Annotated in this window: 8 protein-coding genes and 3 tRNA genes; 5 read left to right on the top strand and 6 right to left on the bottom strand. The window is 70.2% G+C overall.

What is annotated here, in order from left to right; genetic code table 11:
* The 3 genes from AC07F0_RS16105 to AC07F0_RS16095 all read right to left on the bottom strand — a co-directional run bounded on the left by AC07F0_RS16105 (position 1) and on the right by AC07F0_RS16095 (position 4979).
* Positions 1–984 (bottom strand): carbohydrate ABC transporter permease, encoded by a 984-nt coding sequence (locus AC07F0_RS16105; RefSeq protein WP_478979253.1) that lies wholly within the window; start codon positions 982–984, stop codon positions 1–3.
* 83 nt (positions 985–1067) lie between these two features.
* Positions 1068–2366 (bottom strand): extracellular solute-binding protein, encoded by a 1299-nt coding sequence (locus tag AC07F0_RS16100; protein ID WP_478979250.1) that lies wholly within the window; start codon positions 2364–2366, stop codon positions 1068–1070.
* 78 nt (positions 2367–2444) lie between these two features.
* Complete coding sequence (locus AC07F0_RS16095) at positions 2445–4979, bottom strand: beta-glucosidase (protein ID WP_478979247.1); 2535 nt, start codon at positions 4977–4979, stop codon at positions 2445–2447.
* Positions 4980–5134: 155 nt separating this feature from the next.
* On the opposite strand from AC07F0_RS16095, the gene AC07F0_RS16090 reads away from it, so the two are divergent.
* The gene (locus AC07F0_RS16090) at positions 5135–5770 is read left to right on the top strand and encodes a TetR family transcriptional regulator (protein WP_478979244.1); all 636 of its coding nucleotides are present in this window, start codon (positions 5135–5137) and stop codon (positions 5768–5770) included.
* 592 nt (positions 5771–6362) lie between these two features.
* Here AC07F0_RS16090 and AC07F0_RS16085 read toward each other — a convergent pair.
* The 3 genes from AC07F0_RS16085 to AC07F0_RS16075 all read right to left on the bottom strand — a co-directional run bounded on the left by AC07F0_RS16085 (position 6363) and on the right by AC07F0_RS16075 (position 6778).
* Positions 6363–6439: transfer RNA gene (locus tag AC07F0_RS16085), tRNA-Ile, on the bottom strand.
* Positions 6440–6627: 188 nt separating this feature from the next.
* A tRNA-Asn gene (locus AC07F0_RS16080) sits at positions 6628–6700 on the bottom strand.
* A gap of 5 nt (positions 6701–6705) precedes the next feature.
* Positions 6706–6778 (bottom strand) — tRNA-Asn (locus tag AC07F0_RS16075).
* 160 nt (positions 6779–6938) lie between these two features.
* Here AC07F0_RS16075 and AC07F0_RS16070 point away from each other — a divergent pair.
* The 4 genes from AC07F0_RS16070 (at position 6939) to AC07F0_RS16055 (ending at position 12611) form a co-directional block, all read left to right on the top strand.
* Positions 6939–7244, top strand: coding sequence for a YtxH domain-containing protein (locus AC07F0_RS16070; protein WP_086560002.1), 306 nt, complete (start codon positions 6939–6941; stop codon positions 7242–7244).
* A gap of 153 nt (positions 7245–7397) precedes the next feature.
* Complete coding sequence (locus AC07F0_RS16065; protein ID WP_436726998.1) at positions 7398–8846, top strand: xylulokinase; 1449 nt, start codon at positions 7398–7400, stop codon at positions 8844–8846.
* A gap of 103 nt (positions 8847–8949) precedes the next feature.
* Positions 8950–10683 (top strand): ABC transporter ATP-binding protein, encoded by a 1734-nt coding sequence (locus AC07F0_RS16060; protein WP_478979241.1) that lies wholly within the window; start codon positions 8950–8952, stop codon positions 10681–10683.
* The gene (locus tag AC07F0_RS16055) at positions 10683–12611 is read left to right on the top strand and encodes an ABC transporter ATP-binding protein (RefSeq protein ID WP_436726996.1); all 1929 of its coding nucleotides are present in this window, start codon (positions 10683–10685) and stop codon (positions 12609–12611) included. Before AC07F0_RS16060 ends, AC07F0_RS16055 begins: the two co-directional genes overlap by 1 nt.
* The last annotated feature ends 15 nt before the right edge of the window (positions 12612–12626 follow it).

Raw genomic sequence — 12626 nt, 5'->3', positions numbered from 1 at the left:
TCAGTCCTTGTCGCGCAGCATGCGGAACTGCAGCACGGTCAGCGCGATGATGAGAACGAAGACGACGTAGCCGGCCGCCGACGCGACGTCGTAGTTGCCGTTGCCGAACTGCTTGTAGGCGTACAGCGTGGTCGACAGGGTGGAGTCCAGCGGTCCGCCGTCGGTCATGACGAACGGCTCGTCGAAGAACTGCAGGTAGCCGATACCGGTGGTGACGGCGGTGAGGAGGAGGGCGGGGCGCAGGAGGGGGAAGGTGACCCGCCAGAACCGCTGCCAGGGCCCGGCGCCGTCGAGTTCGGCGGCCTCCATCAGGGACTGGGGCACGGACTGCAGGCCCGCCAGCATGATGATCATGACGGTGCCGAGGTTGCGCCACACGGCCATGAGGATCATGACGGGCAGGGCGAAGCGGGTGTCGGCCAGCCACGCCGGGCCGTCGATCCCGAACCAGGCGAGGACGGTGTTCACCAGGCCGGCGTGGGGTTCGAGGAGGGTTTTCCACACCACGGCGACGGCCACGATGCTGGTGATCACCGGCAGGTAGAAGCCGACCCGGAAGACGGCGCGGAAGCGGCGGATGCCTCGGTCGAGGGTGACGGCCGCGGCGAGCCCGGCGGCCAGCGTCAGGGGCAAGGCCACCAGGACGAAGACGCCCGTGTTGCGCAGGGCGGTGAAGAACTGCGGGTCCTGGAACAGCCGTATGTAGTTGTCGAGGCCGACGAACGACACGTTCAGCGGGGTGCGCAGGTCGGCGCTCTTGGTGTCGGTCAGGCTCATCAGCGTCGACCAGACGACCGGCAGCAGCATGAAGGCGAGGAACAGGGCGAGGAACGGGGCGGCGAGCACCCACGCGGCGCGGGCCTGGCGGCCCCGCGCGGTGCGCCGCGGCGAGGAGGTGCGGCGGCGCACCGCCGGCTGTTTGCCGGCGGTGTCGCGCTCCTCGGTGCCCTGCCCGGCGATGGTGTTCGTGGACATGGTGGTCATCCGTCCGTGGGCATGGTGGTCATCCGTCCGTACGAGGGATACGAGAGATACGAGTCCGTACGAGGGTTACGGGCGGCGGCGCGTCAGCGGCCGGTGCCGATGCTGGTGGCCTTGGACTGCAGGGTCTTCTGCACGTCGGCGACGGTGACCTTGCCGTAGGCGAGCTTTTCCAGCTCGGAGTCGATGGCGTCGGCGATCTGCTGCCAGGTGGTGATCGCCGGCGGCGCCTTGGTGACCTTCAGCTGGCTCTCGAAGGCGGCCATCTTCGGGTCCTCGCTCAGGTCACCCTCCGACCAGGACTCGACGGCCGCGGGCAGACCGCCGCTGGCTTCCCCGTACTCGGCCAGGTTCTTCGGCTCGGTGAGGAACTTGACGAACTTCCAGGCCGCGTCGGCGTTCTTGGCGTCCTTGAAGACCGCCAGGTCACTGCCGCCTGCCAGGCCGGCCGCCTGCGTGCCCTTCGGCAGCGGCATGGTCTGCCACTTGCTGTCCAGCTCGGGGGCGTTCTTGTGGAGGTCGCCGCCGACGCTGGCGCCCTGCTGCACGGTGCCGATCAGCCCGTTCTGGAGATTCTGGCGGGCGTCGGTCTTGTCGTTCGGCGTCAGCTTGTCCTTGAACATGCCGCTGTAGTACTCCAGGGCCTTGGTGACCGCGGGCGTGTCGAACGTGAACTTCTTCGCGTCGGCGTCGTAGATGTCACCGCCCTGCTGCCACACCATCGGCAGCCAGAACAGCCAGGAGTTGAAGCCGACCTGCAGCTGGGTGGCGTTGCGCAGCTTGGCGTTCTGCTTGCCCGCGGTGGCCTGGATGGCCTTGAGGTCCTTCAGGTAGCCGTCCCAGTCGCCGGCCGGGGCACCCTTGATCCCGGCCTTCGTGGTGATGTCGGTCCGGTAGTAGATCACCGACGTGTCGGCGGTGAAGGGGACACCGTAGGAGGTGTCCTTGTACTTGGTGGTGTCCCACTGGCCGGGGAAGAACGCGGACGACTCGAACGAGGCCGGGGTCGCCTGGAAGCCGTTCATGGCGGCCATCTCGGCCATCCAGGTGGACCCGATCAGGGACATGTCCGGGGTGTTGCCGCCGGCGATCGCGGTGGTCAGCTTCTCGTGGGCGGCGTCCCACGGCACGGCGGTGATCTGCACCGTCACGTCCGGGTTCTGCTGCTCGAACTTCTTCGCCAGGCTCTCCAGGTCCTTGTCGGCCTTGTCGCCCATGGACCACATGACGATCTTGCCCTTGGCCTTGCCGCTGCTGATCTTCGCCGGGGCGTTGTCGGAGGCCGAGGAGTCGTCGCTCCGGCCGCAGCCGGTGGCCAGCAGGGCGGCGGCCACGGTGGCGCAGGCGATCTGAAGGGTTCTGGCGGTGGGACGGGTGGTACGCATGGTTGCGGCTCCTTGCGGGTCGTGCTGAACGGGGCGCGGGGGGGTGAGTGGGGCAAAAGGGGCTGACCGTCCGGTGGGTCAGACTGCGGGGTGTGGGCGGCCGTCGTCGACGGTCACCTCGGCGGTGAGACGCGGATCACGGCTGGAGCGTCCGACGTGCAGGCGGTAGCGGCCGGGCGGCGTACGCCAGGCGCTCGCTTCGCCGTCCCAGATCTGGAAGGCGCGGGCGGGCACGTGGATCTCGGCGGTGACGCGAGCGCCCGGTTCCGCCTGGATCGTGGCGAAGCCGGCGAGCAGGCGCACCGGCCGGTCGGAGCCGTCCCGCGGCGGCTCCAGGTAGACCTGGACGACCTCACGGCCGGCCCGGGGGCCGGTGTTGGTCACTGCCACGGTCAGGTTGAGCCCGTCTCCGCCGGCGGGGCTGGGCAGATCGGCGGAGACGGGAGTCGGGGAGAGGGACACGGACTCGTACGTCCACCGGGTCCAGCCGAGACCGTGACCGAAGGGGAAGGCCGGGACGAGCTCGGCGCGGTCCCAGGCCCGGTGACCGACGTGGACGCCTTCGCCGTAGTCCACGATGCCGTCGCGGGGGCGGGCGTCGGGGACGGGGACGTCCTCCGCTCGGGCGGGCAGTGTCCACGGCAGGCGACCCGCCGGCTCCGTACGACCCAGCAGTACGTCGGCCAGGGCGTGCCCGGCCTCCTGGCCCGGCAGCCATGCCCAGAGCAGTGCGGGGGCCTCGTCGGCCCAGGGCAGGAGCACGGGGGCGCCGGCGTTGACGACCACGATGGTGCGCGGATTGGCGGCGAGCACCTTTCGCACCAGGTCGTTCTGGTGGCCGGGCAGGTCGAGGGCGGTGCGGTCCCAGCCCTCGGACTCGACCTCCTCGTTGGTGCCCACCACGACGACGGCCACATCGGCCGCCTGGGCCGCGGCGGCGGCTTCGGCGATCTCCTCGTACGGCGTCGGCCCGGGCGGAGCGTGCCGAACCTGGGCGGTGACGAAGCGGCCGTAGCCACCGGCGTCCACGACGGTGAGGTCCAGGGCGAGCGCGAGCCTGCAGCCTTCCGGTCCCACCTCGACGTCGATTCCCCGCAGCGTCGGGTGGTTGTGGCTGGACTCCAGCACCAGCTCCACACCCCGGTCGTCGTCTCCGGCCAAGACCTCCTCGTCGTCCAGGCTCACGCTGAAGCGCCCTGAGCAGCCGAACTCCAGGCGGTGCGTCCCCGGTTCAGTGAGGGTCAGCACCGTGCGCAGCACCACCCGGTGGGTCGCCGGGCTGAAGCCGTCGTACATGGTCCAGTCTCCGGTGGCGTGGGCCTCGCCGCCGATCCGGTTGCCGTCGGCGTCCAGGTGGTCGGCGCGTATGCCCGTCGCGCCGGTGTCGGGGTCGGTGAACAGCGCGGCGGCGGCGTACGGCAGGCGCATGCGGGCGTCACCGCCCCGGTGCACGGTCAGCCGGACGTCCTCGGGGAGTGCGGCGCGCAGCCCTTCCTCGAACATCACGGTGCGCACCGCCGGGACGAAGGCGCTACCACCGCCCTGGAGGTACGGCGCGACGGCGTTGGGGCCGATCAGCGCGACGCTGCGGATTCCGTCCGGCGTCAGGGGCAGCAGGTCCGCCTCGTTGCGGAGCAGCACCGTGCCCCGAGCGGCGACCTCGCGCAACAGACGGAACTCCTCCGGTTCGGGCTCTGCCGGGACGGTGGCCGGCACAGGCTCGCCGAGCCGACCCACGTGCCGGGCCAGGCGCAGCAGCCGCAACACCTTGTCGTCGACGACCTCCTCGTCCACCTCACCCGCGCGCACGGCCGCCACCAGAGCGTCCCCCCACGGGCCGTCGGGCCCGGGCATCACGAGATCCAGGCCGCCGACCGCCGAGGCCACGGTGGAGCGGGTCGCGGCCCAGTCACTGACCACGGGCCCTGCGAAACCCCACTCACCCTTCAGCACCTCCCGCAGCAACCGCGCGTTCTCCGTCATCGGCGCCGACTCGGTCCCGTCGTCGACGCCCGAGTACGCGGCCATCACACTCCACGGCGCGGCCTCGGCGAGAACCTGCTCGAAGGGGGCCAGGTAGACCTCCCGCAGCGTCCGCTCGTCCAGCCGGGCGCGGTACTCGGTGCGGTCGGTCTCGGAATCGTTGGCCACGAAGTGCTTCAGGCACGCGCCCACGCCCCGGCTCTGCAGGCCGCGTACGACGGCGGCGGCCAGGGCGCCGGTGAGCAGCGGATCCTCGGAGAAGTACTCGAAGTGCCGCCCGGCGACCGGGGTGCGCTGCAGGTTGACCACCGGCGCCAGCACCACGTCGACACCCTTGCGGCGGGCCTCCGTGGCGAACAGCTCCCCCAGGCGCTCGCCGAGCTCGGTGTCCCAGGCCGCCGCCAGTGCGCTCGGCGCGGGGGCCAGCAGCCCGGTCTCAGCGGGGTCGTCACCCGTCCCCCGCACTCCCTGCGGGCCGTCGGACATCGTCACCGCCGACAGACCGATCCGGGGCTCGGCCGGGAGTCTCCACAGGTCGGCGCCGGTCAGCAGCCGGACCTTGGAGTCCAGGTCCAGGCCGCGGACGCGGTCGCGGAGTTCGGCGTCATCGGGGAGGGCAGGGCGGCTCATGCTCGTCCTTCCAGGCCGCGGGGCGGCACGAAGCGGGCGGAACGGAGAGCAGGAAAGCACACTTACTAAGTACTTGGTAAGTGCTTGTGCGTAAGTTCTTTCTCAGGTTGGATCGGAGAGTGACCACTGATCGACAGGCCCGTAGACTCCGCACGATGAGCGAGAGCACGCCGAACGGGGAGCGGCAACCCCGCGCCGGAAAGAGCCTCAAAGCCCAGCGGCGACGGCAGGAGATCCTGCAGATCGCCATGGACACCTTCGCGGCCCGCGGCTACAACAACGCCTCCCTACAGGAGATCGCCGACCGGGCCGGCGTCACCCAGGCCGGCGTTCTGCACTACTTCCGCTCCAAGCCCCAACTGCTCACCAGCGTCCTGGCGTTGCGCGACGAAACGGACATCGAACAACTCGGCACCGAGCGCCCCCGCGGCCTCGCCTTCCTGCGGCACCTCGTCGACACCGTCCGCCGCAACACCGAACGTGAAGGCATCGTCCGCCTGTACGCCGTGCTCTCAGCCGAGAGCGTCACCGAAGGCCACCCCGCCCAGGACTACTTCCGGGACCGCTACGCCGGTCTGCGCGCCATGGTCACCGACGCCCTCGCCGAGGCCGCCGAACTCGGCGAGACCCGCCCCGGCCTCAACCTCGAAGAAGCAGCCACCGCGATCATCGCCGTCATGGACGGCCTCCAGGTCCAGTGGCTGCTCGCCCCCGACTCCGTCGACATGGCCGCGGGCACCGACCGCGTCATCAACGCGCTCCTGGCCGACATCAGCGGCAAACTCACCTGATACCCGGGCAAGCCCTCGCGGCTTCTGCCCCGACGCCAGGTCCCGTCCGCCGCCGCACAAGGGGGACGCGCCGCTCAATGCCGGGCCCACTGACCTGCGGGCCCGGACAGTACGGCAGCAAGGCCGGCTGGAGGCATCCACTGCCACCCGGCCCGGAAACAGCCAGCATGTGCGGGGGCCTACGAGCAGAGGTGCTCCTCGTGCCTTTTCCCGTACGGGCCGTTTCCACGGCGCCTCGACAGGGCTACGGAATCAGCCGCAGGTTCCAGCCCTCTCTTCGACACGCACATCACAGCGCCGCCGCCATGGCCGGCCAAAGCCTGCGTGGAGTCGACCGAGGTGGCTTCGCGGCAAGCCTTCGCGATACCTGCCGTCCTCACAGCGTCCCCGATTCGCCTCGGCCTCCCCTGTCGAGGCCGCCGCCGGGGGGACTCCCGCCCCACGCTCCGCCGCATTCACGCAGGTCAGCACAGGGTGCACCGTCATCCACCTACACCCCGTCCAACTGACGAGCAGCGGATTCAGTCCGTTGGACCCGAGTTGGGGTTCCGGCGTCCCGGAAGGTGCGTTTCTGCAGGTCAGAGGACTGCAATGGTGGGGCGGGTGGGACTCGAACCCACGGCCGACGGATTATGAGTCCGCTGCTCTAACCGGCTGAGCTACCGCCCCATAGCGGCGTGTCGCGTACATGTGTGCGCGCCGTCTGCCGCAGCATAGCCGCTCATACGATCTCCTGCTTCGGCTGGGCGGCTGCGCGCGGCCTTCGTGACCATGAGGACTGCGACCAGCGCCGCGCGGTTCCCAGGAGATCCGAACGGACATGAAAAAGGACCCCTGAGGGGCCCTCGTTCAGCGTGCTCCCCCGACTGGACTCGAACCAGTAACCTGCCGGTTAACAGCCGGCTGCTCTGCCAATTGAGCTACGGAGGACCGAGCTCCCCGGACTGGACTCGAACCAGTAACCTGCCGGTTAACAGCCGGCTGCTCTGCCAATTGAGCTACCGAGGAAGGTCTCGTTTGCATCGAACGTACCTACCTGGGTATTCGCCAGGGGGCGCTCGCTCGCTGCGACACATACATTAGCGCAAGCAGGGGGGTGCTTCGCCAATCGGTACTCCCCGGCGCTCCACGCCGTACCGGAGACCTACGCAAGGGAAGGGTGACCGCCATGCGTTACCGGCTCACGTTCGTCGCCGGAGTCGTCCTGGGTTACGTGCTGGGCACGAGGGCCGGACGCGAGCGCTACGAACAACTGAAGAAGTCGGCCCGACAGTTCGCACAGAACCCCGCCGTCCGCAACACCGCGGAGTCGGCGGCCCACCAGGGCCGCGAGTTCGCGGGCAAGGCGTACCACGTGGTGAGCGACAAGGTCGGCGACCGCGTCCCCGACTCGGTCGCCGACCGCGTCCGCCACCTCAAGGAGCGAGCCACCCACAACGGAGGCGAAGACGACTGGGGCACAAGCAACACGTAACAGTTCCTTCTCAGGCTCCGAGCACGGGCACGCCCGCAAGGGGCCCGGGGAACTGCGCGACCAGCCACGACGAGGCCCGCACCCGAAACCCGGCGACACCCGCCACGGCGCCCACGGCCCAGGCCGGCGCAGCGGTACGGCAGAATTTTGGCCATGGGGATAGTCGCCGGGTTGGACAGTTCACCCGATTTCACTCGCATCGTCGTCTGTGACACGGACTCCGGAGCCGTGCTCAGGCAGGGATATGCGCCGCATCCGGTGGAGAGCCCCGACAGCGGTGGCCGCCCGTCCGACGTCGACCCGCAGGCCTGGCTGCTGTCCCTGGGCGAGGCCGCGGGCGGCGGGCTGCTGGAGGGCGTGCAGGCCATCGGCGTCTCGGCGCAGCAGAACGCCGTCGTGCCGCTGGACGCGCAGGGCAACACCGTGCGGCCGGCGATGGTCGGCAGCGACAAGCGGACGCAGGTCGCGGCCGCCGACCTGATCGACGCGCTCGGGGGGCGCGAGGCGTGGGCGCAGGCGGTGGGGTGTGTTCCGCAAGCCGCGCAGCCGGTGACGAAGCTGCGCTGGCTGGCGCGGACCGAGCCCGAGAACGCGCAGCGCACCGCGATCCTCCTGCAGGCGCACGACTGGCTGGTGTGGCAGCTGCTGGGCCGGCCGGTCCGGAGAACCACCGACCGGGGCGGGGCGTCCGGCACCGGGTACTGGTCCGCGGCGACCGGCGCCTACCGGCCCGACCTGGTCGAGCTGGCGCTCGGGCACCAGGTGATGCTGCCGGAGGTGATCGGCCCGGCGGACGCGGCCGGTACGACTCCGGAGGGGCTGTTGATCTCCGTGGGGACCGGCGAGACCATGGCGGCGGCGTTCGGGCTCGGCATCGGGCTCGGGGACGCCGTGGTGTCGCTGGGCGCGTCCGGGTCCGTGATGGCCGTGCATCCCGAGGCGCTGGTCGACGGCTCCGGGATGATCACCGCGCTGGCCGACGCGACCGGCATGCACCTGCCGGTCGTCACCACGCTGAACGCCGTACGGACGCTGCGCGGGACCGCCGAGCTGCTGGGGCTGCCCGATCTGGAGAGCCTGTCCGACCTCGCGATGAAGTCGACGCCGGGGGCGCACGGGCTGGTGCTGCTGCCCTATCTGGAGGGTGAGCGGACGCCGAACCTGCCGCACACGGCGGGCACCCTGGCGGGGCTCAGGCGCGAGTCGATGAAGGCGGAGCACCTGGCCCGGGCCGCGTTCGAGGGCATGCTGTGCGGGCTCGCGGACGCGCTGGACGTGCTGCGCGCCCGGGGCGTGGAGGTGCGGCGGGTGTTCCTGCTCGGTCCGGCCGCCGAACTGCCCGCCGTGCAGGCGGCCGCGCCCTCGCTGTTCGGGACGCAGGTGGTGGTGCCGCAGCCGGCGGACTACACGGCGATCGGAGCCGCCCGGCAGGCGGCGTGGGCGCTCGGGGCGTCCCAGGGCACGCTCGACGCGCGGACCCCGCCAGCCTGGCAGGGCGCGGTCGCGCAGGTGCTGGAGCCCGGGGAGGAGCTGGCCGTGGGGCAGGCCGTCCGGCAGCAGTTCGTGTCGGTGCGGGAGCAGACCCACCCCGGGGCGTTTTGACCGCCTGTTGGGTTAATTCGGTTGAGGTAACGCGGGTGGAGTGTTCGACGATAGGGGCCAGGGGCAACCGAACCGGCCCCGTCGCCCACCCGAGAGAAGCAGCGTGCTCATACCACTTCTGCAGGTCCATCTCAGGCCCTACAAGAAACCCATCGCCCTGCTGGTGCTGCTGCAGTTCCTGCAGACCTGCGCCACGCTCTACCTGCCCACGCTGAACGCGGACATCATCGACCAGGGTGTCGTGAACGGCGACACCGGCTACATCCTGGGCTACGGCGCGCTGATGATCGGCATCTCGCTGGTCCAGGTCGTGTGCAACATCGGTGCCGTGTACTACGGCGCCCGTACGGCGTCGGCGCTCGGGCGGGACGTGCGGGCTGCCGTCTTCGACCGGGTGCAGTCGTTCTCCGCGCGTGAGGTGGGTCACTTCGGGGCCCCCTCGCTGATCACCCGTACGACGAACGACGTCCAGCAGGTGCAGATGCTGGCGCTGATGACGTTCACGCTGATGGTGTCGGCGCCGATCATGTGCGTGGGCGGCATCGTGCTGGCGCTCGGTCTCGACGTCCCGCTGTCCGGGGTGCTGGTGGCGGTCGTGCCGGTGCTGGGCATCTGCGTGACGCTGATCGTGCGGCGGCTGCGGCCGCTGTTCCGGTCGATGCAGGAGCGGCTGGACTCGGTGAACCGGGTGCTGCGCGAGCAGATCACCGGCAACCGCGTCATCCGGGCCTTCGTCCGGGACGAGTACGAGCAGCAGCGCTTCCGGAAGGCCAACACCGATCTCACGGACTTCGCGCTGGGCACCGGCAACCTGCTCGCGCTGATGTTCCCGATCGTGATGACGGTGGTGAACGTGTCGTCGATCGCCGTGGTGTGGTTCGGCGCGCACCGGATCGACAGCGGGGGGATGCAGATCGGAGACCTGACCGCGTTCCTCGCCTATCTGATGCAGATCGTCATGTCCGTGATGATGGCCACCTTCATGTTCATGATGGTGCCGCGCGCCGAGGTGTGCGCGGAGCGCATCCGGGAGGTGCTGGACACCTCGTCGAGCGTCGTGCCGCCGTCCGCGCCCGTGCGGGAGCTGCGCCGGCACGGTCATCTGGAGCTGCGTGGGGCGGGCTTCCGCTATCCGGGTGCCGAGGAGCCGGTGCTGCGGGGCGTCGACCTGGTCGCCCGGCCGGGTGAGACGACCGCCGTCATCGGCTCGACCGGCAGCGGCAAGTCGACGCTGCTCGGGCTGGTCCCGCGGCTGTTCGACGCGACCGAGGGGCAGGTGCTCGTGGACGGCGTCGAGGTGGCGGAGCTCGACCCGGCGCTGCTCGCGAAGACCGTCGGGCTGGTGCCGCAGAGGCCGTATCTGTTCGCGGGCACGGTGGCGACCAACCTGCGCTACGGCAACCCGGACGCCACCGACGAGGAGCTGTGGCACGCGCTGGGGGTGGCGCAGGCCAAGGAGTTCGTGGAGCGGCTGGAGGGCGGGCTCGACGCGCCGATCGCGCAGGGCGGGACGAACGTCTCGGGCGGTCAGCGGCAGCGGCTCGCGATCGCCCGGACGCTGGTGCAGCGCCCGGAGATCTACCTCTTCGACGACTCCTTCTCCGCGCTCGACTACGCCACGGACGCCGCCCTGCGGGCCGCACTCGCGCAGGAGACGGCCGAGGCGACCGTCGTGATCGTCGCCCAGCGGGTGGCGACCATCCGGGACGCCGACCGGATCGTCGTCCTCGACGAGGGCCACGTCGTCGGCACCGGACGGCACCACGAGCTGATGGCGGACAACGAGACCTACCGGGAGATCGTGCTCTCCCAGCTCTCGGAAGCGGAGGCTGCCTGATGGCAGGGCCCATGGGGCGGATGATGGCCGGGGGCGGACCCGACCAGCGCTCGCTGGACTTCAAGGGGTCGGGCAAGCGGCTCGTCGCGCGGTTCCGGCCGGAGCGGCTGACCATCGGCGTGCTGCTGCTGTGCGTGGTGCTCAGCGTCGGTCTCAACGTCGTCGGGCCGAAGATCCTCGGCAAGGCGACCGACCTGGTCTTCGCGGGCATCGTCGGTCGGGACATGCCTCAGGGGGCGAGCAAGGAGCAGGTCCTCGACCAGATGCGGCAGCGCGGCGACGGTGATGTCGCCGACATGCTGCGCAGCACCGACTTCACACCCGGCGAGGGCATCGACTTCACCGCCGTCGGACATGTGCTACTGCTCGCGCTGGGCGTGTTCCTGGTGGCCGGGCTGCTGATGGCGGTGGCGACGCGGATGGTCAACCGGGCCGTGAACCGCACCATGTTCCGCATGCGCGAGGACGTGCAGACGAAGCTGTCGCGGCTGCCGCTGTCGTACTTCGACAAGCGCCAGCGCGGTGAGGTGCTGTCCCGGGCGACGAACGACATCGACAACATCGGGCAGACGCTCCAGCAGTCGATGGGGCAGCTCATCAACTCGGTGCTGACCATCATCGGCGTCCTCGCGATGATGTTCTACGTCTCCTGGCTCCTGGCGCTGGTCGCGCTGGTGACCGTGCCGCTGTCGTTCGTCGTCGCCACGCGCGTGGGCAAGCGGTCGCAGCCGCACTTCGTGCAGCAGTGGCGCTCGACGGGCAAGCTGAACGCGCACATCGAGGAGATGTACACCGGGCACGCGCTCGTGAAGGTGTTCGGACGGCAGGAGGAGTCGGCGCAGCAGTTCGCCGAGCAGAACGAGGCGCTGTACGAGGCGGGGTTCCGGGCGCAGTTCAACAGCGGGGTCATGCAGCCGCTGATGTTCTTCGTGTCGAACCTCAACTACGTGCTGGTCGCGGTCGTCGGCGGGCTGCGGGTCGCCTCGGGCTCGCTGTCCATCGGTGATGTGCAGGCCTTCATCCAGTATTCGCGGCAGTTCTCCATGCCGCTGACGCAGGTCGCTTCCATGGCGAACCTGGTGCAGTCGGGTGTCGCCTCGGCGGAGCGGGTCTTCGAGCTGCTGGACGCGCAGGAGCAGAGCGCCGATCCGGTGCCGGGCGTGCGGCCCGAGGAACTGCGCGGGCACGTGGCGCTGGAGCACGTGTCGTTCCGCTACGACCCCGAGAAGCCGCTGATCGAGGACCTGTCGCTGAAGGTCGAGCCCGGGCAGACGGTGGCCATCGTCGGCCCGACGGGGGCCGGCAAGACGACGCTGGTGAACCTGCTGATGCGGTTCTACGACGTCACCGGCGGGCGCATCACCCTCGACGGGGTCGACATCGCGCGGATGTCCCGGGACGAACTGCGCGCCGGGATCGGCATGGTGCTCCAGGACACCTGGCTGTTCGGCGGCACGATCGCGGAGAACATCGCGTACGGGGCGTCCCGGGAGGTGACCCGCGGGGAGATCGAGGAGGCGGCCCGGGCCGCGCACGCGGACCGGTTCGTCCGGACGCTGCCGGACGGGTACGACACGGTGATCGACGACGAGGGGACGGGGGTCAGCGCGGGTGAGAAGCAGCTGATCACCATCGCGCGGGCGTTTCTGTCCGACCCGGTGATCCTGGTGCTCGACGAGGCCACCAGCTCGGTCGACACCCGCACGGAGGTGCTCATCCAGAAGGCGATGGCCAAACTGGCGCACGGACGTACCTCGTTCGTCATCGCGCACCGGCTGTCGACGATCCGGGACGCGGACGCGATTCTGGTGATGGAGAACGGGGCGATCGTGGAGCAGGGCGCGCACGAGGAGCTGCTGGCGGCGGGCGGGGCCTACGCCCGGCTGTACAAGGCGCAGTTCGCGCAGGCGGCGGCTGAAGTCGACTGAGTCGCATTCGAGGTG

It is taken from the genome of Streptomyces sp. NPDC045955 (genome assembly GCF_056430805.1).
The sequence above is the reverse complement of the archived record's forward strand: the minus strand, read 5'-3'. Positions and strand labels throughout refer to the sequence as shown.